This is a genomic window from Pedobacter sp. AC212 (genome assembly GCF_979258625.1).
The window spans coordinates 2,499,166-2,521,172 of the sequence record NZ_OZ409870.1 but is presented as its reverse complement, the minus strand read 5'-3'; the positions used below and the strand labels follow the sequence as shown (position 1 = coordinate 2,521,172).

Sequence of the window (22,007 nt, the reverse complement as noted above, 5' to 3'; positions counted from 1 at the left end):
TTTGATTAGATGGCGTAGCCGTTCAAAATAGAAAAACGTACTAAAGCTGCCGTATTTTTGCAACCTGTTCTATCAATTAATGCTTGCCTTAAACCTTCAACTGTTCTTCTACTTAGAAAGAGTTTATCAGCCATTTCCTGATTGGTCATTCCCTCGCCTATCAACTTTAAAACACTTAACTCCCTTTCTGAAAACTGAAGACGATGATTTTGCTCAGGAGACAACATAACTAGCTGACTATTATATCTTTCCAATATAGAAATACATAAACTCGACGAGATATATTTATGCCCTTTCATTACATGTTGAAGGCAAAACATCAATTCATCGGCACCTACACTTTTTAATAAATAGCCGTTCGCTCCAGCTAAAAAAGCGTTAGAAGGATATTTTTCATCCTCCAGCACACTAAGCAATACAATTTTTAGGTTTTTAGATTTCTTTTTTACCAGCGGAATCATTTCGATACCGTCCATTTCGGGCATCATTACGTCCGATAAAATGATATCAGCCTGAATGCCAGTATCAATTAAATTAAGTAGTTCTCTTCCATTGGCAACATCGGCTACAACTTCAACCGATTCGTATTTATCCATAAGTGCGGTAAGCGACTCACGCATCAAGTGATGGTCATCTACCAGGATTATTTTGATCATAAACCAAATATAATTGAAGGAAATTGATTCAGAAAATGGGGCATTTCGCTTAGTCGCGAATATGGCTGTAAAAGCAACGATTCAAGTATTTATTTGGGTAATTCTACAAAAAAAGTGGTCCCTTTTCCTGTTTCGGTTTCGAACCAAATTCGTCCGTTGTGCAACTTTACAATGTTGTAAATAATGCCCATTCCTAAGCCACCAGAATCCCGGCCAACTAAGCCAGCTCGAAATCCTTGCTCTGCCCTTTCAAACAAATCTGCCCTCATGTTTTCCGGTATTCCCCTGCCATTATCATAAACTGAAATCACTACCGCATTCCCTACATCATTTACGGTTACGCCAATGGTGCCATTTTCATCAGTAAACTTTATCGAATTTGAAATTAAATTATTGATCACTTGCAGAAATTTCATTCCATCAATCGACAGGTAAATCTTATCCTGATTGCTGCTGAACTTAAAATTACGAACATTGCTCAACCTTGATCGTCTATAATAACGTAAGGCATCTTTTAGCTCCCACACCAATTCCAGCCTGTCTTTATTAATTTCTATGATGTTGCTCTTTATAAATTCGTGATTGATGACACTCCGCACTAATCGCGTATTTCGATCACACATATCTACGATAAAGCTTAACGACTTTTGCAGATTTTTATCACCAATTTTAGCTACATCTTTCTCCATCGATGATGCGGTTAACTTCATCATGCCAAGAGGTTCCTTTAAATCATGTGATAAAACTTCGAGTGTAATATTTTTCCTGTAATTGATTTGATCAACAAGCAACTTATTGTGGCGTTCTACAGTGATATCCTCGACTATGCCACAAATGATTATTTCCTCATTTTTAATTGGATACAAACTCACTTTTACATATTTCTCTCTGGAATTTTCAAAACCTAGTCGAAATTCATATTTCTTAGGTTCCATATCTTCCAAACATTCTTCGTAACAGGAAATAACATGTTCTACATCATCACTGTAAACTTTGCCTAGAAATAATTTTGGTTTCTGCAGAAGAGATTCTTTATCGACTTCCCAAATATGGGCCAATGCAGTATTAATGTAAATAAAATCTTCAGTTTGCAAATTGTAGATGAAGTATCCATCATTAGCACTTTCCCCAATTTTATAAAATAATTCAGTACTTATCTCCTTCATTTGGTGGTGTATTAATTAGGCATCAAAAGCAATTCATGAACACAAAATAATGCGATATGGTTTTATTTATTTTATTAACGGCGTTTTGAGGCCATATGATAGCTTTTGAAAACATGGCCGTAAAATAAAAGGTATTGAGTGATAGCTAAATAATAAAATGAACCAGTGATATTGAAATCTATTAAATTTTCATTTGTAACTTAGTGGCATGACAATGCAGGAGCTTCAGGAGCTAGAAGATTTTTTTACAAAAGCAGGAAAACAACCTGTGCCTATTTTTTTGAACCAAGCAACAGAGATTACAGATTACGATCATTTTTTGCAAAGTCATTTCCAGCCGTTAAAGGCCAACCTAACATCCAAAGTAAATCAGCCGCTTATTTATAGGCTTAAGACCCTTAAATTGATTATCGAATCGAACGCGTAGCAGTTATTTTCGATCGGTATGCCCTAGATCCTTATCTGGACTTACATGATCTCGAACTAATTTTTTCAGCTCCTTGATTTCGGGGAAACGTTCCATTACACTGCGGTCAAAAATGACTTGGCTATCAATAGTGATGGTAAATTTACCACCTATTTCGCTTGGGATGAGCATTACTCCCTTAATTTCATCTGTAAAAGTGTTCAAAATTTCTTGCGCCATATACGCCGATCGCAACAGCCATCCGCATTTCGGGCAATATTCAATGGTGATTGTAGGTTTCATTTTACCAATATATCAATATCTTTTTGTTAGCCTTTTTAATTTCAAATTTTCAGCTGCAATTAGGTGGGCTACTTTTTTAATATAGATTTAAAAAATTTCCAACTATATTGGCAAAAGTTAGTTATTCTAATCAGCCTTATCCTTTTTTTATGACGAAGAACATCTTTATAGCATCTGCAGAGCCTTATACCGGAAAATCAGTGATTGCATTTGGCATGATAAACATGCTACTGGCTAAAACCCAAAAAGTAGGTTATTTTAAGCCAATCATTGCTCAAGAAGATCCAAATCAAAAAGACGAACACGTAGAAGCAATGCTTGATTACTTCGCATTACCGATTCGTTACGAAGATGCTTTTGCCTTTACCCGACAAGATATGCTTCACCAGGCTGAAGATAGCGGCACAATTATCAATACGATCATCAGTAAATATAAAAAATTAGAAGATAATTATGATTTCACTGTAATTGAAGGAAGCGATTTTTTAGGTGAAGGCAGCGCCTTCGAATTTGAATCGAATGCGTTGATGGCCAAAAACCTGGGTGCTCCGGTGTTGATTGTAGTATCAGGAAAGGGAAAAACGGCAAGTCAGTTATTTAAAAGCGCCATCAATATTTACCGCAACTTTTTGTTAAGAGATGTGCAGGTTTTGGGTGTGGTGGCCAACATGGTTAATCCTGAAGAAGCAGAACGTATTAAACAGGCCTTAACCAATCAATTACCGCCAGAATTATTAATAGCCGTAATTCCGATTGAAAGTGGTTTGCAAAGCCCAACTATGAAAGAAATTGCGGCTGCGCTTGATGCTGATATTTTATTCGGTGCCGATTTGCTCGATAATCAGGTTGATAATTTTGTAACCGGTGCGATGATGCTGCCAAACTTTTTAAGGCACATTAAAGATAATCTGCTTATTGTAACCCCTGGTGATCGGGGCGATATTATCATCGGATCGTTGCAAGCCAACTTATCCGCTAATTACCCTAAAATTGCCGGAATTGTACTTACAGCAGGAAGTTTGCCCGATGAACCAATGATTAAGCTTATCGAAGGTTTGCAAACCATTATCCCAATTATTGCGGTTCAAAAGGGAACATTTGAAACCACTACAACTATTGGTTCGATTCATTCTAAAATCACCATAGATAACAAAAAGAAAATTGAGTTAGCCATAGATATTTTTGAAAAACATGTTGATTTAAAAGCGCTTGATGATAAAATCATCACATTCAGCTATCAGGGCATCACCCCGCACATGTTTCAGTATCAATTGGTAAAATGGGCCAAAAGAGAAAAGAAACACATTGTTCTTCCCGAAGGAAATGATGAGCGAATTTTGAAAGCAGTTGAGAAATTGATTGCCCAGGATATTGTTGACATTACGTTGTTGGGCGATCCATTGGAGATTAGTAATTCTATCAAACGACTTGGCTTAAACCTGGACCTGAACACCATTCATATCCACAATCCTGCGCTTTCCGAGCAATACGATTCTTACGTGGAAACCTTGCACGAGTTAAGAAAGGCCAAAAATGTAAATCTGGAAATGGCTCGGGATATGATGACAGATGTTTCTTATTTTGGAACGATGATGGTTTACAAGGGCGATGCCGATGGAATGGTTTCTGGCGCAGTGCACACCACTCAACATACCATCCGCCCGGCCTTGCAGTTTGTAAAAACCAGACCAGGCGTTTCCGTAGTGTCATCAATATTTTTTATGTGTTTACCCGAGCGGGTAGCCATTTTTGGCGATTGTGCTGTAAACCCCAATCCAACTGCACAACAACTTGCAGAAATTGCTATTTCATCAGCAGAAAGTAGCGCAAAATTTGGCATTGAACCGAGAATTGCTATGCTGTCCTATTCATCCGGCACTTCCGGGGAAGGTGAAGATGTAGAACGCGTGAGGGAAGCTACTGCAATTGTTAGGGGAAGATATCCTGAGCTTAAAATCGAAGGACCGATCCAATATGATGCCGCTGTAGATCCTATAGTTGGTAAGCAAAAAATGCCGAACTCGGAAGTTGCTGGCCGGGCAAGTGTTTTGATTTTCCCAGATTTAAATACAGGGAACAACACATACAAAGCTGTACAACGCGAAACTGGCGCATTAGCCATTGGCCCAATGTTGCAGGGATTAAATAAACCTATTAACGACCTTAGTCGGGGTTGTACTGTTGATGATATTTTTAATACGGTAGTGATTACCGCGATACAATGTCAAGACCTATAAAAAAAAACATGAATATTTTAGTTATAAATTCTGGGAGCAGTTCCCTTAAGTATCAACTTTTTAAAATGCCTGTGCAGGCGCCAATTTGTAGTGGATTGGTTGAACGCATTGGCATTGAAGGCTCTTATATTAAACATACGGTTTACGCAGGCGGAGAGAAATTTGTAACCGAAAAAAATGGTTTCATCATCGATCACGGCGAAGGTTTGAATCAAGTTTTAGCTTTGCTAAGCGAGGGCGAAAGAGCGGTTATTGCTAGTCCAGATGATATTGCTGCCGTTGGCCACCGTGTGGTGCATGGAGGTGAACACTTTTCGGGACCTACGTTAATAACAGGAGAAGTGAAGGCGCAGATTAGAAAACTTTTTTCTCTGGCCCCACTCCATAATCCTGTTAACTTGAAATGCATAGAAGTTGCCGAACAAACCTTTACAAAAGCTAAACAGATTGCGGTTTTTGATACCGCTTTTCACCAAACTATTCCACAGGAAGCATTTAGGTATGCCATTCCGAATCGGTACTACAACGAACACGGAATTCGTTTATATGGATTCCATGGAACCAGCCACAAGTATGTGAGTGAGCAAGCGATTAAATGGCTGGATAAAAAAGATTCAAAAATTATCACTATCCATCTGGGAAATGGTTGCAGCATGACTGCCGTTCAAAATGGAAAATCGATAGATACCAGTATGGGTTTTGGCCCCTTAAGTGGATTAATGATGGGTACGCGTTCTGGCGATATCGACCCTTCGGTGATTTTTCATTTAATAGAACATGCGGGTTATAGCCTCGATCAATTAAGCACTTTGTTTAATAAACAGTCGGGATTGTTAGGCGTAGGCGGTTCGAGCGATATGCGTGACATTGGAAAGCTGGCTGCTGAAGGTAGTGATGGTGCAATTTTAGCACTCCAGCTATATGCTTACCGAATTAAAAAATTTATTGGTGCTTATGCAGCAATTTTGAATGGCCTTGATGCTATCGTATTTACAGCCGGTGTTGGAGAAAACGACAAATTAATGCGTGCTTCCGTTTGCGATGAGCTGAATTATCTCGGTATTGAAATGGATGCCGAAAGTAACTTAAACTATTCGGGCGGAATTGCAGATGTAAGTACAGACGAATCCCGAGTAAAAATTCTGGTGATCCCAACCAATGAAGAATACGAAATAGCCCACCAATGTTTTGGGCTATTGGCCTAATTAAAAATTCATCAATCAGCTCCTTTCAGCTGATTGATGAATTCAAATTTACCCTTCCAAAACCGATAGAATATTCCCTGACGGATCTTTGAACCAGGCAATCTTCGGCCCTTGCTCGCCTCTCGAGATGCCTTTCTCATCAGTTTTAAGATATTCTGAATCGTATTGTTCGAACTTTATTCCTTTGGAGATCAGTTCATCCACAGCTTCATCAATATTGTTCACAGGAAAGTTTAATACTGTAAAAGTTGCCGGTTCATGATTATCTTTCGGGTAGAGCATGATGTTTTCACTCCCTTCAAGTGCCAACTCCAAGATGCCCATCTCTCCTATTTTGGTTTTCAAACCAATTAACTCATAAAATGCTTTTGCCTCTTCAATGTTCTTTACAGAGAATGAACTAAATGCTTTGCTTGTTTGTAACATGATCATATAAAAATTAGTAAAACAATATTTGGGGCGCTTGTATTAGTTAACTCTTCCAGGCACCGATTAATCTTCTTATCACTACTATTTCAGCAGTGTGATAGGCATTATGATCAGCAATTTGCAGCGCTTCGCGAAGCAGTGTTTGTCCCTGCCCATGTGGAATTTGGCTGTAAAGATCTGCCGATTCCATTAATTTAATAAATTTTTTTAGGTCAGTTTCTATACTGGCGATGGTTTTATTCCAGGCTTCTTCACTTTCTGGAGCAACTTCTTCCGGCCAATACTGCTCCGGCCATTTCGGAGATTGATGATTGCCATCTTTACTAAATTCGAGCATATCCCATTGGGCCATACGGATATGCTCTGCCAATTGCCAGATGCTATAAGGTAGGAGATCAGGCTTTTTTGAAACCTGCTCAATTGTTAAATCTGCAAGTGCTTCTTTCAAACCTACATGCGCTCCTCCGCCACCCAATAATTTTTTAAGTTCGTTAATTAAAATTGAAGTATGATTTTCCATTTGGTAAAGGGTATAGTAAAGAATTAACAAAATAGAAAGCTTATGGTTTGGGTGGTTATTTTCTATTACTTTTGATCATGAACGTTCAAGATTTATTTCCGGTTTTATATCACAGCACCTACCTAAATACTGCTTATTCTGGCATTCTAGGTAAACCGCTATTAGAATGGCGCAACAAACACGATGTTGAGTACCTTAATGAAGGAAGCAATTTTAGGGTAAACCAGGCTACGATAATCGAAGATTTAAGAAAGAAACTTGCTGAAATTTATCAGGCAGAACATATCTTTCTAACCCCAAACTTTTCGTTTGGATTTAATACCTTACTCAATGGGCTGGATCTGAACCATCGATTTTTGCTTTTAAAAGAAGATTATCCTTCCCTTGCCTATCCGGTAAAAACTTTAGGTTTTGAATTTACAGAGGTTGATATTGATGTAAACCTGGAGCAGAATATTATTAAAGCAATTGAAGACTTTAAGCCTACGGCTTTTGCATTCAGTATGGTGCAATATATTAGTGGTTATAAATTATCAGAAGATTTCATCAAGAAAATCAAGCAAACCTATCCGCAGATTTTGTTGCTGGCAGATGGAACACAGTTTTGTGGCACAACACCATTTAACTTTAAACAATCAGGCTTAGATGCACTCATTTCGAGTGGCTATAAATGGTTACTTTCTGGATTTGGAAATGGATTCACTTTGTTATCAGAACAATTAATTGGCGAACTCTATCAAGATCGAGTGAATAAAAAACTTCCAACAGCGCCATTTTTAATTGGAAAAAGTCATTTGGATATGTGTTTTGAACCTGGCCATTTAGATACCTTAAATTTCGGCTCGCTTTATCATAGCCTTAATTTCTTACAATCTACCGGGTTTGAGCACATCGAAAAAAACAACCAATTCCTTTGCCAAAAGGCGAGATTAGAATTTCACAATAAAGGTTTACTCCCAGTTTGGATCACAGAGAGAGAAAGCCAATCAACCATTATCAGCCTACCTTTGGAAGAAAAATTGGTGCAAAAACTGGCTGAAGCTAACATTCTATGTTCAGCAAGGGGCGCTGGAACGAGATTTTCGTTCCATTTTTATAATACTGAGGATGATTTACAGAAACTGCTTGATGTGCTTGATGGCAAAAGTTAATCTACTTTCCAAACGGCATCTGTAAAATATTTCTGATGATCGAAAAATCGATGTATTGGGTTAAAGCCAGATTTTTTAGCCAACGCATCTACATCTTCAAGAGAATATTTTTGTGAGATCTCCATGTAGATAAATTCATTTGCGGTGAAGTGAATGGTTTCATCGCCTACGTTTACCCACTGCTCTTGCAAACTGATTAAATAACTTTTGCAAGCTCCGGTTTCAGGATCGTATGATGCGTAATGATCGAACTTTGAAACATCAAAATCACCATCTAATTCATTATTTATCCGATCAAGAAGATTCAAATTGAATGAACGCGTAATCCCCGCAGGATCATTATAGGCTGCCAAAATCTGTTTCGGATTCTTCTTTAAATCAAATCCGATAATCAGTAAATCATTTGGGGCAAGCTCATTCCGTAAATCACAGCAAAACTGCTCGGCATCGCTTAAGTTCATATTACCGATATTGGCGCCCATAAATAAAACCACTTTCCGGCGACTGGAAATCTCCTTTGCTTTTTTAAGCATCTTAAAATAATCGCCATTAAGTCCTTCCATTTTCAACTGAGGAAGTTTCTTAGGTAGATTTTCTTCCAGATCGTTGATTACATGCGTTGAAATATCAATAGGGAAATAAGTAAAATTAAGCTGTTGTTTTAACAAGGCATTTAATAGATGAATAGATTTTGTCGCATCGCCAGCGCCAAGCTCAATCAAATCAAAGGGTTGATCATTAACAGCAATAAATCTTGCTAATTCTGAAGATTGTTGCTCCATAATCTCCATCTCTGCATCGGTAAGGTAGTATTCATCCATATCCATGATTTGTTGAAATATGCGATCGCCTTTTTCATCATAGAAATATTTGGAGCTTAAAAATTTAGGTTTACTTTGCAATCCTTGTAAAACATCAGTTAAAAATGATGTACTAACTGACGCAATCTGATTGGTAATAATAGAATCCATAGGTTACTTTGCTAATCTTATGCCTGTAAATTGCCACCTTAAATGTGGATGAAAAAAATTGCGGTAAGTGCTGCGTTCATGTCCTAGAGGTGTGGCAACCGATGCACCACGAAGTACTTTTTGGTTTACCATAAATTTGCCGTTATACTCTCCGAGCGCACCTGGTGCTTTACTAAAACCTGGATACGGCAAATAAGCACTTTCAGTCCACTCCCATCTTGCCCCCCAATTCAATTGCTGTGCTGCTATTTCCCACTCAAATTCGGTAGGCAAACGCAAACCCTTCCAACTGGCAAAGGCATAAGCTTCGTAATAGCTTAAATGCGTTACAGGCGCTTTGAGGTCGATCGATTGCAAGCCATTAAGCGTGTAATTAAACCAGGCATCATCCATCTTGCTCCAGTACATGGGTGCTACAATTTGATTGTTGTTTACCCAATCCCAACCTTCCGCATGCCACAGGCTAAAATTTTTATAACCACCAGCTTCAATAAAATCCAAATATTCTCCGTTAGTTACCAAAGCGGTACTTATGGCGAAATTCTGAAGATATACTTTGTGTCTCGATAGTTCATTATCAAAGCAAAAGCCATTACCGCTGTATCCAACTTCATAAACGCCTTCCGGAACATCTATCATTTGTGGTTCAGATGTCGGTAAGCTTTTATCTTTCCAATTTGTGTTGTACACTGGAAACAACGGATTATTACCTAAAATATATTTGATATCTGTTAGCAGAAGTTCCTGATGTTGTTGCTCATGATTGAAACCCAAATGCAGCAATTCTGTTAACTTCTCATCTACAGGGCAAGAAAGTAATTTAGCCATGGCTTCATCTACATAAGCACGATATTGATAAACTTCGTTCACGCTTGGCCGGCTTAAATTACCACGATCGGTACGGATTACCCTTGCGCCAACGGTTTCATAATAGCTGTTAAAAACGTAATTATAATCTGGATTAAACTCCTGATATTCTGGCGAGAAGGGTTTCAAAATAAAGGTTTCGAAAAACCAGGTGGTATGGCCCAAATGCCACTTTGGAGGGCTAACGTCAACTATCGGTTGAACTACATAATCCTCCGTTTGCAAAGGCTCACATATTTCTTCAGAATGCTTTCTAATTAGCAAGTATTCTTCGCTTAAATTCATTTGTTGTTGTCTAGATATTGCTTCAGATCTGTGATAGAATAAACACCAAGTTCTTTTGATTGTTTTCGACGCATCATTAAAGCATAAGAATTATTAAAACCAATTGGAGTTAACCATTTAATTCCGAATTTCTTGATGAATTCATCTTTAACGTAGTTGTAGGCTTTATCTTTATCATGAGCAATTTTCTTTGCAAAATCTGCATTGGGTTGTAGCAGAACCAACAATCCGGTTCCTGTATATTCCGGATAAACATCTATCTGATCGTTAACCAAGGCATCGAAGCAAATTTTTGTGCCGCCCAAACCCGTTTTAGTAGCCACCTGATAGTTTGTATTTCCCTGAATAAGCATTTTATACATTTCTGCTAAAATGTACTGTTCGCCGAAAATTTTAGAACCTATTCGTACCGTTTCTCCCTTACCATTTAGCGGCGACTTATACAAATCTTGACTTACCAGAAACTCCTTCGCAACCCGCTCCGGACTTTGGTGTAACTGATCCGTTTTGTAATTAAGATCAGTCATAATAGAATCGTTAATTTTGCCTTCTAGAAGATTTAGTGTTTTTTCTAATTCAGGAAACTTTTTTAGGGAAGATGTTCTAACAATTGGTGCTGCATAGTAAGGTGGAAAAATGCCTTTGTCATCCTTTAAGATGATCAAGTCGAATGCTTTCAATCTTCCATCGGTAGAATATCCGCTAATTACATCCAATTCTTTCTCAAAAGCTGCTTTGTACATTACCGCATCACTAATCACGATCGTATGGATTTTTAAACCGTAAACGGATTTTAACCCTAAATCGCCATCTTGCCTGCCCATAAACTCTGGCGTAAAACCAGCAGTGAGCGAACTTCCGTAAGCTTTAGGCAGCAAATAAAAGCCACCCAAAATTAAAATCACAATAGGAAGAATGATCAATACCCGCTTTAGTTTCTTGATATTTAGGTTTTGAAGTAGCGCCAGTAAAGCATCTAATAAAATGGCCAAAACTGCTGCAGGAATTGCACCAGCAAGAATCATATTGGTGTTGTTCAATGATATTCCCCCGAAAATAAATTCACCCAAACCACCCGCAGCGATGTACGATGCCAGCGTTGCGACGCCCACATTGATGACGGTAGCGGTGCGTATTCCAGCTAAAATTACAGGCATGGCTAGCGGAAGCTCTACTTTGAAAAGAATTTGTTTCACACTCATTCCCATCGCCTTTGCAGCCTCACGTACATTGGCATCTATGCCTACAATGCCCGTATAAGTGTTTCGGATAATGGGCAAAAGCGCATAAATGAGCAACGCAACAATAGCGGGCTTCGCACCAATTCCTAATAATGGAATCATAAATCCCAATAAGGCAATGCTCGGAATAGTTTGCAAAACACCCGCAAAAGCCAAAACCGATCCTGAAAGTTTCCGTTTTCTGGCTATCAAAATTCCTAAAGGCACACCAACCAAAACCGCAAAAAACAGCGAAATAAATGTTAAACCTAAATGTTGGAGGGTTTGATTGAACAGCTTATCTGACTGTTCTGCCATGAATTGCCACAAGCTTTGCTGGTTCTCATTCATGGCGATTCCTTTTTTGATATAAACTAAATGCCGCGGTTAATTTATCGAAATCGATATTTTTATAACTACCAGATTGATTTTTAACCTCAATACTATTTTGCATTTGCAGCTTTTCCATTGTATCCCATACGCTTTCAGTAGATGGAATAGCGTTGGGTGTTCGTATATCTGATGTTGGTAAAAAATACCATAAATCATCTAATGAAACAGCTTTAAAGGCTAACGATAACTTTTCGCCTGCCAAAAAATCCTTTGCAAACTTATTTACTGGCTTAAAAAGTAATTCCTTTGGTGTGCCAATCTGGATAATTTTTCCTTTATCCATTAAACAAATGCGGTCTGCAAGCTCAAAAGCTTCATGAATATCATGCGTCACCATCACCATTGTTTTCCGTTTAAGTTCTTCTAGAGCCTTAAATTCTTTTCTGATGCTGGTTCGGGTTACATTATCCAGAGCGCCAAAGGGTTCATCCATCAATAAAATAGATGGATCGGTTACCAATGCCCTGGCCAAGCCAACGCGTTGTTGTTGCCCACCGCTTAATGCATTTGGAAACATAGACAGATACTGTTCTGATAAATGGAGCTTTTCTAAAATTTCCTGAGTTCTTAATATCGTTTTTTTATTATCCCAGCCCAGAAGTTTGGGTACAATGGCAATGTTTTCTGCCACCGTGTAGTGTGGAAACAAGCCATTATTCTGCAACACATAACCAATGCTTCGACGCAAAATCTCTGGTTTTTCTCCCGCAATATTTTTGCCGTTAATGTTTATCTGTCCCGAATCTGGTGCAATCAGTCGATTTATCATTTTAAGGGTAGTTGTCTTGCCACAACCACTTGTTCCCAGAAGAATCAAGCTTTCTCCTGGCAATACGTCAAAAGAAATCTTTTTAACGGCTTCATTGCCGCCAAAACTTTTACTTATTCCATTAACACTAATCATCCAATTTCATAAAAAGATTGTTCAATGATTCTGTATAAGTTGGGTGGGCAAAAATGCCATATCGAATTTTATCATAGGTAATACCGCCTTGCATAGCCATTTGCAAAACCGACATAATTTCGCCCCCATCCGCAGCAATTACTGTAGCTCCTAAAATTTTCTTGGTTTTAGCGTCAACTATGGCTTTCATCAAACCAAATGTTTCTCCGGTTTCAATACCTCGGGCAACATTAGCCATTGGCAACACGGCAACTTTGTAATTTAAACCTCGCTCCTTTGCTTCGTTTTCCGAAATTCCTATCCTTGCGAGTTGCGGATCAGTAAACATGCAGTATGGAACCGGACGCCCCTTTGTAGAAAGGTTTTCCTTTTTTACCAGATTTTGGTAAATAATTACATGGTCGTTATAAGCAATATGTGTAAATGCCGGACCGCCGTTAACATCGCCCAAAGCATAAATACCCTTAACATTGGTCTCTAACTTCGTATTCACAATCACATGACCTTTCTCATTGGTTTTTACCCCACAATAGTTTAGCCCCAGATTTTCGGTTTGTGGTTTTCTACCGGCCGCAACCAGTAAATGAGTACAATTGATAGTTTTATTTTCTGATTTTTGCTTTATTTCAATTGTTAACCCACTTTTCACTTTCTTAATTTCAGACACTTCTACTGAGGTCAAAAACTTAATGTCTTCGTTCCCTAAAACTTTGCAAAGTTCATCCGAGACATCATGATCTTCTCTTGCTAAAACATGGGATGATTTTTCTAGAATAGTTACTTTGCTACCAAAGCGGCTAAACATTTGGCCAAACTCCAAACCAATATAATTGCCACCAATGATCACAAGATGCTCTGGAATTTCAGTTAAATCTAGTATAGAAGTTGAAGTGAGATATTCCACTTCATTCAAACCTTTAATATCTGGAATTACCGTACTCGCACCGGTATTGATGAAAATTAAATCTGCTGATAAGTTTTCGCTTCCTCCATCATTCATTTCCACTTTGAGTTCCTTTTTCCCTGTGAAAGTAGCGGCTCCCATATATAGCTTCAAGCCCTTAGTTGATTCAATTCCTTTTTGAGCCGACTCTTGAAATAATTTTACAATTCCATCTTTCCGCTTTTTGATTTCTTTAAGATCAACTTTAATATCTCCAATTACAACACCAAGTTTTCCGGCATTTTTGGCTTGGAATGCTGCCCGGGCTGAGGCAATCATTGTTTTTGTAGGTGTACAACCGTCGTTAATACAGGTACCCCCCACAATTCTTTTCTCAACAAGCGCTGTTTTCATCCCTGCATTTGCTAATTTTTTAGCAAGCGGAATCCCCGCCTGTCCGGCTCCAATAATAATGACGTCGTAGTGTTTCATGTTAAGTTATTACAGCAGTAAAACGAGGAAAACGGTTCATTGTTTGAAAGCTTCGCCTTTAGCTGGTAAATGAATCTTCACTTTTCGAAAGAAATGGATCTGGAGTGGTTTGCTGTTCGGCAAAAGTTCCTGTTTTAACATCATAACCAAAAGGATCTACATTGGGTTCATTGCCTTCACCTTTGGGGTTGTCGCCGTATTCATTAGCGCCGTAATCACCAGCACTAAACAGCATTACGAAAATATAAAATGGGATAAGCAAATACCAACCAGAATTGCCTAAATCATGACATCTTTTCGCTCCCTGCGAGATTAAAATAAAAACCGGCAAAAGAACAAATATACCTGCCCATTCCATTCCTGGGCTTTCAGCCAGAGCGCTAATGATAAAAAGACACAGCCAATAGGCAAGAAAAGTAATGCAGTATTCGGTACGGCGAATTCGACCGTAAAAAGAGAAAATGTCTTTAAACATGGAGCGTGAGTTTTATTTTCAAAGTAAGATTGAAAATAAAAATATTCATCGACATTACAAAGCCGCTAACCGCTTTTGTTTTGTACTTTTTATTGCCCAAAAAATAAGTACAGGTTGAAAAAATAATCGCATCAACCGTTTTTGATCAGTATCCAAACCAAAACCATCACGTTTGTTTAAGTATTGAGAAACATTCCCGGGAAAAACGGCAACAAACAATGATGCTGCTAAAAGGCCAACTGTACTTCTGTATTTTACTGGAGCAAAAACCAATGCGGTTCCCATTGCAATTTCAACTAAGCCCGAATAAATAACAGTGTCATCCTTTTTCAGCGGAACCCAATCTGGTACTTGTGCCTGAAATTCTTTCCTGGCAAAAGTTAAATGACCAACGCCGGCAATAATCAGTCCGGTGCCTAACATGATCCTGGCGATATTTTTAGCAGTATTGTTTTTCATCTTTCCATAACAAACTCCTGTCGCAATGGTTTCTAAGTTAAACTTATTAATAAAAAAGTTTGATGCTATAAGCCTGTTGTTTATTAACATTTATCTAAAACTTTTTGTCCTGATGTCTTGTTATCATCCGGAAATTAGCCACTCAATACACACCAAATGATCAAAATAAATAACGACCAAGACTACAAGAAAGTTATAGCAAGACTTAAACAACTCTCTGAAAACACTAATATCCAGTCGATATTTCTATCATCAGAGATAAATGATCTTCGAAAAACGGCTATAGCTTACGAATATAAAAGATACGATTTAACAGCCATTGAAAATAATCATCAACAGCTTTCAGCTACAGGTTAATTTTAGGTATTTACCATTCCTTGCTTCTACTTTTACTTGCGTCAATTCAGCTTTTAAACCAATAAATAGAGAATCAGTTGTATTAACCACAAAATTTAACCGTATTTATTACGTAATTAATATCAATACGGCTGTTTCTGGTACCAAGTTGCAAACCATGTTCTAGCATTCATGTTATAATATTTGATAAAGAAAATTATCAATCATGTGATTGATAAAGATATTTAACCAAATCCCTATAATATGGATCAAATAGAATTTAGCCACAATGCCGATCGGCATGCTACATCCCTATATTCGCATGCGATACGTTTTACCAAAGATGAAGATGAAGCCAAAGATCTGGTGCAAGACACGCTGATGAAGGGCATTAGATTCTGCCATAATTTTGACGAAGGCACCAATATTAAAGGTTGGCTATACGTAATCATGCGAAATACTTTTATCAATAATTACAGAAAAGACCAGAAAAGGAACGAGCTAATTACGACAGAAGAAGATATTTCGAGTGCGCATCTATTAAAAAGTGCTTCTAAAAACGCATCTGAAGGGAAGTTCATCATGGGTGATATTCAAAAAGCACTCGCCAGTATTCCACAAAATTACAGCATTCCTTTCCAACGTTACTTTGAGGGATATAAATACCACGAGATTGCAGAAGAATTAGGGATACCTATCGGAACGGTGAAGACCCACATCCATCAGGCACGTATAGAACTAAAGAAGTACTTGAAAAATTATAAAGGAAGTTATGGCATCTGATAGCCTTTAACTTAGCAATTTTATTGTCGGTTGACTAATTATGTTGACCGACAAACCCTCCCACTCTTTGCAAAAGATCGAATATATCGAATGGTTTTGCAATAAAATCTTCCGCCCCACATTGTTTCTTCATTTCGCTAAGCGCAGCATGTGCACTCATCATCATAATGGGAATATTTTTAGTTTCCGGATCTTTTTTAAGCATCTCACACACCTCAATTCCATTGCCATCGGGAAGTTTTACATCTAACAAATATAAATCTTGAGAACCTTTATCATCAAAGGCCATGAACTCTTTTACATTCGAAAATCCAAAAACTTCATAATTCTCTTCAGTTAAAATCAATTCAATAATCTCCTTAATACCCTGATCATCCTCGAGCAGGCATATTTTCTTACCCATATAATTCTAAGTCAAAAATAGTTTGCAATTGCGTATTCACTGTGTGAAACCACCAATATGCAAAATTGTTTTAGTTATAGAACAGAAAATTGACATATGTAAACAAAAATCGAAAGATACAAGGTGGTAAATCTTATTTTGCTAAGAGTTTTCTATGGAATGAAAGTGGTTAGCAGTGCGGAAGATCAATATTAAAACAGTTTTTGCATCAACATTTCCTTTTTTTGAACCGAGACCTCTATCTCTGCCCCATCTGATAATTCGAGTGTCCCTCCATCTCCTTTTCGATATTTTACCACATAATCTAAATTAACGATCACCGAACGGTTTACCCTCATAAATTGGGCATCATCCAAAACAGGTTCATATTCTTTCAATGTTTTCGAGACCACAATTTTTTTGGCATCTGCAAGTATAAAAACACTATAATTACTCATAGCCTCAACCCGCACTATATTTACTTTATCAATTAAATAAATCCCCTCGGCAGTGGGCAAGGCCAGTTTATTCTTAGGTTTTTTTTCTGGTATAATAACTTTGCTATAAGCTTTTTCGAATACTCTTTTCTTAAGTCTGTTAATGGCCGTTTTCAACTCGTCCTCATCTACAGGTTTCATTAAATAATCAACAGCGCTTAAACGGAGTGCCTCCAAAGTGTAACTGTCATAAGCAGTGGTAAAAATTACTTCAAAGTTGAATGTGCCCAGGCGTTCCAAAACCTGGAAGCCATTCATTCCTGGCATTTCAACATCCAAAAAGAGCACATCTAACTCTAGTTTAGCAATAGCATCAACAGCTAGTGTAGCATCATTAAATACGCCAACCACCTGTAATTCATTTTCAAAAACATCAAGCTTGTGTGCAAGCAATTTGCTTCCTCTAATTTCATCGTCTAAAATTGCTGCTCTTAACATCGATTTATCATTTTTACTAAATTTCGGGTATTTATTTTTTGGAAGCAACTTGAAACAAAATTTTATAGAAAGGTAGTTAAACATAGTCGGATAAATCTGACCGAGATTGATACGCTAGATGCTTTTCATCTATAAACTTATAACCCTTATTCTTCACATTTTCTGATAATGATTGCAGGCGCAGTGTGGATGAGTGAATACAGGCTTAAAATGAGTAAAAAAATTGAATAGAGTTACGTATGCGAGCAGGAAGCATGAAATGCAAAAAGTATGAGATTTGAGATTAGATGAAAACCTATGTAGAAAATCGTTTAATCGTAATTGATAAAGTAGTTAAGCCAGTGGCAAACTAAATTCCACTTTTCACTTGGGCTATATTTCCTAATCACAAAACATAGAAATAATATCCTACCACCGCATAATTAGCTTCTTTATCGGAGCATCAATACTAACCTACTGATAGAAGGGCATTTAAAATGATTGGAATACTAGAATTAATGATTGAACATTCATTCCTTTTTACATTTATTATCCTAATTTAGGTATAAATAAATCTGCACAGTTTTATAAGTATAAACTTGCAGAGATATGAAACAATAATTTACTACAAAAATTTAACCCAAATTCAGATGAACGCACCTAAAAAAAACGCCAACATTGGCAAATCTTCAGTGGCTGGCAAAACTGCGAAACCAAAACTATTCGAGAAACTAAATCCGGCAAAAAAAGTCCAGTTTGTAGTAGGAAAAGATGTAGATTTTAATGATTGTGAAATTAGAATCACCTTCAAGGGGAATAATATTGTCACTAAGTTTCTTTTAAAAGGTGTGCCTATAAGCGAGCAGGTAATTCTAGTGAAACCAAAACCAACTCCACCTCCTATCCCTACGATTGAATTTAAACAGGCTAATCAGATAAAACTTTAGCTATCGATGCTTTCCCCGAGATATTATTTAATTGCCAGTTTATTATTAATTCATTTCTTGGGGTTTTCTCAAAGTAAGTACAAGCTATTGGTAGATTCTGCAAGGCTTTATACCCAAAGTGGCAAATATCAAGATGCAATTAATCTCTTATTTAAAGCCAAAGCACTTAAAGGAATAGATAAAAACTACTCTGAAAGAATTAACATGCATTTGGGAAACAATTATGAATCGCTAAGCAAAATAGATTCGAGCATATTTTATTATGGTGAAGCGATTAAATTTTGTGAAAGCAAAAAAGATTATCCCGCCTTATCATTTTTATTCAGTCGGCTAGGGAACATCGAATTAAGCTTTGCAAAGCGTTATCCGACTGCAATTAGCTACTTTAAGAAACAGCTCTATTATGACAAAATTCTAAAAGATAGCACCTACTTATTTGATAACTTAAATAATATTGGGCTGTCATTCAAAAGCTTAAACAAACTCGATAGTGCACTTTTTTACTTCAACAAAGTAACTCAAGATCCATCGAAATTCAACAACTCCAAAAACACGGCGTTACTATTTACTGCTGATATTTATTCTTTAAAAAAGAATTATAGTAGTGCTTTAGCCAATTACAAGCAAGCCATTAAAGGCTTAGCATTGGTTAAAGATAGTATTGGCCTATATGCTGCCTACGCAAATATTGGCGATTGCCTAATGCAACAGAATAAATTTGATGAGAGTATTGAAAATTTAAGAAAGGCAGAAAAATATCTATCACCTTACATTACCGATGCAAACAAAGCTGTTTTATACCACAATTTTGCTTACGTCTATGGCCAACAACAACGATTCGATAAGGCATATTACTTCAAAAATTTAGAAAATATCACGAAGGATAAAATCAATACCGAAAGTATTGGTAACGCCATTGCTGAAATGGGTGCAAAATACGAGCTACGCCAGAAGCAAGACAGTTTATTTATAAATAAGCAAAAATTGGTACTTGCGAACGTAAAAACCAGCCAAAAAGAACGAAATTTTATCATTCTATTAATTGCATCAATTGCTATTATAATTTTTATTTTCAGCATTTACCGCATTAGGCAGTTGAGGTATAAAAACACCTTACAACAAAAACAAGCCGAACAAAATGCGCTTAATTTAATGCACCAATACCAACTTTCAGAGAGTGAACTTAAATCAATTCGTTCGCAAATGAACCCGCATTTTATTTTCAACGTATTAAATTCCATAGAGTCTTATATCATGGAAAATGATAAAAGAACAGCTTCCCGCCTAATTCAAAAATTCGCTGCATTAAGCAGATTGATATTGGAAAATTCAACCAAAAGCTTAGTCACGGCAGATAAGGAATGGAAAGCCTTAATGTTATATACCGAATTGGAAGCCATGAGATATGCTGGTGCGTTTACTTATGCTTTTGAAGTAAATGAGAGTATTCAGTTAAAAACAACTTACCTCCCGCCTATGCTTATTCAGCCTTTAATAGAGAATGCTATTTTACATGGGTTGATACAAAGTGATAAAAAAGATGGCCATTTATCTGTAAACATTAAAAAGATTGAAAACGGGATTTGCATTACGGTAGCCGATAATGGAGTAGGATTGAATTACAAAGAAAAACCTTCGAGATTTGCGGATATAAAAGAACAATCACTAGGACTGGCATCTATAAAAGAGAGAATCAAAATGATTAATAAACAATATAATGACTGTGCAAGCTTTACGCTGCAATCTGGAGCAGATTCAAAAGGTGCAATTGCCGTTTTATGCCTACCGGTTTTCGAAGAGCAAGAGTTGCGAGGCAGATTAAGTTTAGATGGATAATGATTACAAATTGATAATAAGATTGTTGCGTTTCTACGCTATTGCTGATGGTGAGTTTATCTATCTTTGTGATACAAATGAATATCCCCATCAAGCCTAATTACATACTTAAAGTAAGTATCGTCCTTCTCATTTTCTTCACTACGTTAAATAAATCTTTTGCGCAGTCTTCACCTTCATCTGTTGCCTATGTAACTGTTAATGAAGGAAAATTACAAGGCAGAATTGAAAACGATGTATTTGTTTTTAAAGGTGTGCCTTATGCTGCGCCACCGCTTGGGCCATTACGTTGGAAAGCACCTCAACGGCTAGCCCACTGGTCTGGCATACGCAAAGCGACAGATTTCAGTGCTCGTCCAGTTCAAAAATCTGGTATTTTGTATGAGTTTCGATCAGAAACCATGAGTGAGGATTGCCTTTATCTCAATATCTGGTCGACTGCAAAACGCGACGATAAGCCACATCCGGTTTATGTGTTTATTCATGGCGGCTCATTTATTCATGGAGATGGATCTCAACCCGCTTATGATGGCGAAAGCATGGCGAAAAAGGGTATTATTTATATCTCCATCAATTACCGATTAAGTGTTTTTGGCTTTTTAGCGCATCCTGATTTGGGTAAAGAGAATCAATTTGGCGCATCGGGTAATTATGGTTTGTTAGATCAGGTTGCTGCATTGAAGTGGATAAAGGAAAATATTAGTGCTTTTGGTGGAGATCCAAATCGCATCACTATTGGTGGCGAATCTGTTGGCGCTCAATCTATAAGCGCTCATATGGCCTCGCCGTTATCTAAAGGATTATTTTCTGCGGCCATCGCACAAAGCAGTTCTTTACTCGATTCGAGAAGATTAATCAGATCAAAACAAGCATCAGAAAAACTGGGAACTGACTTTGCCACTTTTACCAAAAGCACTTCCATTGAAGAAATGAGATCCATTGATGAAAAAACTTTGCTCAAGCTTGCATCTAAAGGAGATCCACGGCGCTTTAAGCCAACGGTTGATGGCTACTTTTTACCAAAATTCCCAACGGAGGTTTTTGAAGCTGGTGAACAAGCTAAAGTTCCGTTACTTGTTGGCTGGAATGCTGATGAAGTACCTTCCCTGGCTTTTTACAGGTTAAAAAGGGCTACACCAGAAAACTTTTATAAGAGAGTGCGAAAAATTTACGGAGAAGATGCAGCTGAGGTACTAAAATATTATCCAGTAAAAACAAAGAAGGAGGCAAAAATAGCAGGTGCAAAAGTAGGTAGCGATTGGCTTATTAATTTTGGCACCTGGCGATTGGCAGAACTTCATGCAAAAAGCACAGCACCTGTTTATCGTTATTTATTTGACCAACCCCACCCTGGTTTAACACCAAAAACCATTAAAGATGGCAACGTTTTTCAGGTGCTGCTTAAGAAAATGATTAATAGAGCTATTACAGGTTCTGCTTTTCACGCAGCTGAAATTGAGTATGCTTTAGGGAATTTAGAAGTACAGAAAAATTATGCATGGAAGTCGGCAGACTATCAGGTCTCAGAACAAATGCAGGCTTATTTTTCAAATTTTATCCACAACAGTAATCCAAATATAGGGAGCGAAGATGTAACGCTTGTGAATTGGCCGCAACAAACAGCAGGGGCAAAACAACAATATCTTCGAATTGGCTTGCCAAGTAAAGTAGAAATAGAACGCGACACCACAAGAAATAGATTTTTGTTATTACAGCGAATCAAGTTCGCTGAGTAAAATTAGAGACCTTCATCCAAAAAAGATGACAAAAAAAAAGCCCGCTGAAGA

The 22,007-nt window shown here is 37.5% G+C and carries 23 protein-coding genes; 9 read left to right on the top strand and 14 right to left on the bottom strand.

Annotated elements, in window-relative coordinates; all coding sequences use genetic code 11:
- Nucleotides 1-5: 5 nt before the first annotated feature.
- Nucleotides 6-656, bottom strand: a complete 651-nt coding sequence (locus ACZZZC_RS10975; RefSeq protein WP_056850165.1) for a response regulator — start codon at nt 654-656, stop codon at nt 6-8.
- Nucleotides 657-745: 89 nt separating this feature from the next.
- Entirely contained in the window at nt 746-1,822 is a 1,077-nt protein-coding gene (locus tag ACZZZC_RS10970) for a PAS domain-containing sensor histidine kinase (RefSeq protein WP_463487207.1), read from the bottom strand.
- 208 nt (nt 1,823-2,030) lie between these two features.
- Here ACZZZC_RS10970 and ACZZZC_RS10965 point away from each other — a divergent pair, with 208 nt between their 5' ends.
- Nucleotides 2,031-2,249, top strand: a complete 219-nt coding sequence (locus ACZZZC_RS10965; protein WP_463485989.1) for a DUF6965 family protein — start codon at nt 2,031-2,033, stop codon at nt 2,247-2,249.
- 3 nt (nt 2,250-2,252) lie between these two features.
- Here ACZZZC_RS10965 and ACZZZC_RS10960 read toward each other — a convergent pair whose 3' ends face one another.
- Nucleotides 2,253-2,531 carry an Rdx family protein gene (locus ACZZZC_RS10960; RefSeq protein ID WP_463487206.1) on the bottom strand — a complete coding sequence of 93 codons (279 nt, stop codon included), beginning with the start codon at nt 2,529-2,531 and terminating at the stop codon, nt 2,253-2,255.
- A gap of 149 nt (nt 2,532-2,680) precedes the next feature.
- Here ACZZZC_RS10960 and pta point away from each other — a divergent pair, with 149 nt between their 5' ends.
- Together pta and ACZZZC_RS10950 are read left to right on the top strand one after the other, a co-directional pair.
- Nucleotides 2,681-4,768, top strand: a complete 2,088-nt coding sequence (gene pta / locus ACZZZC_RS10955) for a phosphate acetyltransferase (RefSeq protein ID WP_463487205.1) — start codon at nt 2,681-2,683, stop codon at nt 4,766-4,768.
- Between the two features lie 8 nt (nt 4,769-4,776).
- Complete coding sequence (locus ACZZZC_RS10950) at nt 4,777-5,973, top strand: acetate/propionate family kinase (protein ID WP_463487204.1); 1,197 nt, start codon at nt 4,777-4,779, stop codon at nt 5,971-5,973.
- Nucleotides 5,974-6,021: 48 nt separating this feature from the next.
- Here ACZZZC_RS10950 and ACZZZC_RS10945 read toward each other — a convergent pair whose 3' ends face one another.
- Together ACZZZC_RS10945 and ACZZZC_RS10940 are read right to left on the bottom strand one after the other, a co-directional pair.
- Complete coding sequence (locus ACZZZC_RS10945; RefSeq protein WP_463487203.1) at nt 6,022-6,399, bottom strand: VOC family protein; 378 nt, start codon at nt 6,397-6,399, stop codon at nt 6,022-6,024.
- 46 nt (nt 6,400-6,445) lie between these two features.
- Nucleotides 6,446-6,922, bottom strand: coding sequence for a DinB family protein (locus ACZZZC_RS10940; protein WP_463487202.1), 477 nt, complete (start codon nt 6,920-6,922; stop codon nt 6,446-6,448).
- Between the two features lie 77 nt (nt 6,923-6,999).
- On the opposite strand from ACZZZC_RS10940, the gene ACZZZC_RS10935 reads away from it, so the two are divergent.
- Nucleotides 7,000-8,073 carry an aminotransferase class V-fold PLP-dependent enzyme gene (locus tag ACZZZC_RS10935; RefSeq protein ID WP_463487201.1) on the top strand — a complete coding sequence of 358 codons (1,074 nt, stop codon included), beginning with the start codon at nt 7,000-7,002 and terminating at the stop codon, nt 8,071-8,073.
- On the opposite strand, the gene egtD is transcribed toward ACZZZC_RS10935, so the two are convergent.
- From egtD to ACZZZC_RS10900, 7 genes are read right to left on the bottom strand one after another with little or no spacing between them, the layout of a single operon-like run.
- Entirely contained in the window at nt 8,070-9,044 is a 975-nt protein-coding gene (egtD, locus tag ACZZZC_RS10930; protein ID WP_463487200.1) for an L-histidine N(alpha)-methyltransferase, read from the bottom strand. The genes ACZZZC_RS10935 and egtD overlap by 4 nt on opposite strands.
- A 3-nt stretch (nt 9,045-9,047) precedes the next feature.
- Nucleotides 9,048-10,196, bottom strand: coding sequence for an ergothioneine biosynthesis protein EgtB (gene egtB / locus ACZZZC_RS10925; protein ID WP_463487199.1), 1,149 nt, complete (start codon nt 10,194-10,196; stop codon nt 9,048-9,050).
- On the bottom strand, nt 10,193-11,767 hold the full coding sequence (locus ACZZZC_RS10920; RefSeq protein ID WP_463487198.1) for an ABC transporter permease/substrate-binding protein: 1,575 nt from the start codon (nt 11,765-11,767) through the stop codon (nt 10,193-10,195). The genes egtB and ACZZZC_RS10920 overlap by 4 nt, the downstream gene beginning before the upstream one ends.
- Nucleotides 11,760-12,713, bottom strand: a complete 954-nt coding sequence (locus ACZZZC_RS10915; RefSeq protein ID WP_463487197.1) for an ABC transporter ATP-binding protein — start codon at nt 12,711-12,713, stop codon at nt 11,760-11,762. The genes ACZZZC_RS10920 and ACZZZC_RS10915 overlap by 8 nt, the downstream gene beginning before the upstream one ends.
- Entirely contained in the window at nt 12,706-14,088 is a 1,383-nt protein-coding gene (locus tag ACZZZC_RS10910) for a mercuric reductase (RefSeq protein WP_463487196.1), read from the bottom strand. The genes ACZZZC_RS10915 and ACZZZC_RS10910 overlap by 8 nt, the downstream gene beginning before the upstream one ends.
- A 58-nt stretch (nt 14,089-14,146) precedes the next feature.
- A complete protein-coding gene (locus tag ACZZZC_RS10905; protein WP_463485977.1) occupies nt 14,147-14,563 on the bottom strand; it encodes a DUF805 domain-containing protein in 417 nt (138 codons plus the stop codon).
- A gap of 54 nt (nt 14,564-14,617) precedes the next feature.
- Nucleotides 14,618-15,112, bottom strand: coding sequence for a DoxX family protein (locus ACZZZC_RS10900; RefSeq protein WP_463487195.1), 495 nt, complete (start codon nt 15,110-15,112; stop codon nt 14,618-14,620).
- 66 nt (nt 15,113-15,178) lie between these two features.
- Here ACZZZC_RS10900 and ACZZZC_RS10895 point away from each other — a divergent pair, with 66 nt between their 5' ends.
- Nucleotides 15,179-15,379: a hypothetical protein gene (locus ACZZZC_RS10895; RefSeq protein ID WP_265800564.1), complete on the top strand. Its 201-nt coding sequence runs from the start codon at nt 15,179-15,181 to the stop codon at nt 15,377-15,379.
- 243 nt (nt 15,380-15,622) lie between these two features.
- Complete coding sequence (locus ACZZZC_RS10890) at nt 15,623-16,141, top strand: RNA polymerase sigma factor (protein ID WP_056850180.1); 519 nt, start codon at nt 15,623-15,625, stop codon at nt 16,139-16,141.
- Between the two features lie 34 nt (nt 16,142-16,175).
- On the opposite strand, the gene ACZZZC_RS10885 is transcribed toward ACZZZC_RS10890, so the two are convergent.
- Both ACZZZC_RS10885 and ACZZZC_RS10880 read right to left on the bottom strand, forming a co-directional pair.
- A complete protein-coding gene (locus ACZZZC_RS10885) occupies nt 16,176-16,544 on the bottom strand; it encodes a response regulator transcription factor (protein ID WP_463485975.1) in 369 nt (122 codons plus the stop codon).
- Between the two features lie 191 nt (nt 16,545-16,735).
- Complete coding sequence (locus ACZZZC_RS10880) at nt 16,736-17,458, bottom strand: LytR/AlgR family response regulator transcription factor (protein WP_463487194.1); 723 nt, start codon at nt 17,456-17,458, stop codon at nt 16,736-16,738.
- 629 nt (nt 17,459-18,087) lie between these two features.
- Between ACZZZC_RS10880 and ACZZZC_RS10875 the strand changes: the two genes are divergently transcribed.
- The 3 genes from ACZZZC_RS10875 (at nt 18,088) to ACZZZC_RS10865 (ending at nt 21,956) form a co-directional block, all read left to right on the top strand.
- Nucleotides 18,088-18,384 (top strand): hypothetical protein, encoded by a 297-nt coding sequence (locus tag ACZZZC_RS10875; RefSeq protein ID WP_463487193.1) that lies wholly within the window; start codon nt 18,088-18,090, stop codon nt 18,382-18,384.
- A gap of 6 nt (nt 18,385-18,390) precedes the next feature.
- Nucleotides 18,391-20,220, top strand: coding sequence for a tetratricopeptide repeat-containing sensor histidine kinase (locus ACZZZC_RS10870; RefSeq protein WP_463487192.1), 1,830 nt, complete (start codon nt 18,391-18,393; stop codon nt 20,218-20,220).
- A 77-nt stretch (nt 20,221-20,297) separates the two neighbouring features.
- Nucleotides 20,298-21,956 carry a carboxylesterase/lipase family protein gene (locus ACZZZC_RS10865; protein WP_463487191.1) on the top strand — a complete coding sequence of 553 codons (1,659 nt, stop codon included), beginning with the start codon at nt 20,298-20,300 and terminating at the stop codon, nt 21,954-21,956.
- Nucleotides 21,957-22,007: the final 51 nt, after the last annotated feature.

Excerpts from the sequence above, each read along its gene's own strand:
- ACZZZC_RS10975 (WP_056850165.1), bottom strand. The coding sequence starts at position 656 with ATGATCAAAATAATCCTGGTAGATGACCATCACTTGATGCGTGAGTCG.
- ACZZZC_RS10970 (WP_463487207.1), bottom strand. The coding sequence starts at position 1,822 with ATGAAGGAGATAAGTACTGAATTATTTTATAAAATTGGGGAAAGTGCT.
- ACZZZC_RS10965 (WP_463485989.1), top strand. The coding sequence starts at position 2,031 with ATGACAATGCAGGAGCTTCAGGAGCTAGAAGATTTTTTTACAAAAGCA.
- ACZZZC_RS10960 (WP_463487206.1), bottom strand. The coding sequence starts at position 2,531 with ATGAAACCTACAATCACCATTGAATATTGCCCGAAATGCGGATGGCTG.
- pta (WP_463487205.1), top strand. The coding sequence starts at position 2,681 with ATGACGAAGAACATCTTTATAGCATCTGCAGAGCCTTATACCGGAAAA.
- ACZZZC_RS10950 (WP_463487204.1), top strand. The coding sequence starts at position 4,777 with ATGAATATTTTAGTTATAAATTCTGGGAGCAGTTCCCTTAAGTATCAA.
- ACZZZC_RS10945 (WP_463487203.1), bottom strand. The coding sequence starts at position 6,399 with ATGTTACAAACAAGCAAAGCATTTAGTTCATTCTCTGTAAAGAACATT.
- ACZZZC_RS10940 (WP_463487202.1), bottom strand. The coding sequence starts at position 6,922 with ATGGAAAATCATACTTCAATTTTAATTAACGAACTTAAAAAATTATTG.
- ACZZZC_RS10935 (WP_463487201.1), top strand. The coding sequence starts at position 7,000 with ATGAACGTTCAAGATTTATTTCCGGTTTTATATCACAGCACCTACCTA.
- egtD (WP_463487200.1), bottom strand. The coding sequence starts at position 9,044 with ATGGATTCTATTATTACCAATCAGATTGCGTCAGTTAGTACATCATTT.
- egtB (WP_463487199.1), bottom strand. The coding sequence starts at position 10,196 with ATGAATTTAAGCGAAGAATACTTGCTAATTAGAAAGCATTCTGAAGAA.
- ACZZZC_RS10920 (WP_463487198.1), bottom strand. The coding sequence starts at position 11,767 with ATGAATGAGAACCAGCAAAGCTTGTGGCAATTCATGGCAGAACAGTCA.
- ACZZZC_RS10915 (WP_463487197.1), bottom strand. The coding sequence starts at position 12,713 with ATGATTAGTGTTAATGGAATAAGTAAAAGTTTTGGCGGCAATGAAGCC.
- ACZZZC_RS10910 (WP_463487196.1), bottom strand. The coding sequence starts at position 14,088 with ATGAAACACTACGACGTCATTATTATTGGAGCCGGACAGGCGGGGATT.
- ACZZZC_RS10905 (WP_463485977.1), bottom strand. The coding sequence starts at position 14,563 with ATGTTTAAAGACATTTTCTCTTTTTACGGTCGAATTCGCCGTACCGAA.
- ACZZZC_RS10900 (WP_463487195.1), bottom strand. The coding sequence starts at position 15,112 with ATGTTAATAAACAACAGGCTTATAGCATCAAACTTTTTTATTAATAAG.
- ACZZZC_RS10895 (WP_265800564.1), top strand. The coding sequence starts at position 15,179 with ATGATCAAAATAAATAACGACCAAGACTACAAGAAAGTTATAGCAAGA.
- ACZZZC_RS10890 (WP_056850180.1), top strand. The coding sequence starts at position 15,623 with ATGGATCAAATAGAATTTAGCCACAATGCCGATCGGCATGCTACATCC.
- ACZZZC_RS10885 (WP_463485975.1), bottom strand. The coding sequence starts at position 16,544 with ATGGGTAAGAAAATATGCCTGCTCGAGGATGATCAGGGTATTAAGGAG.
- ACZZZC_RS10880 (WP_463487194.1), bottom strand. The coding sequence starts at position 17,458 with ATGTTAAGAGCAGCAATTTTAGACGATGAAATTAGAGGAAGCAAATTG.
- ACZZZC_RS10875 (WP_463487193.1), top strand. The coding sequence starts at position 18,088 with ATGAACGCACCTAAAAAAAACGCCAACATTGGCAAATCTTCAGTGGCT.
- ACZZZC_RS10870 (WP_463487192.1), top strand. The coding sequence starts at position 18,391 with ATGCTTTCCCCGAGATATTATTTAATTGCCAGTTTATTATTAATTCAT.
- ACZZZC_RS10865 (WP_463487191.1), top strand. The coding sequence starts at position 20,298 with ATGAATATCCCCATCAAGCCTAATTACATACTTAAAGTAAGTATCGTC.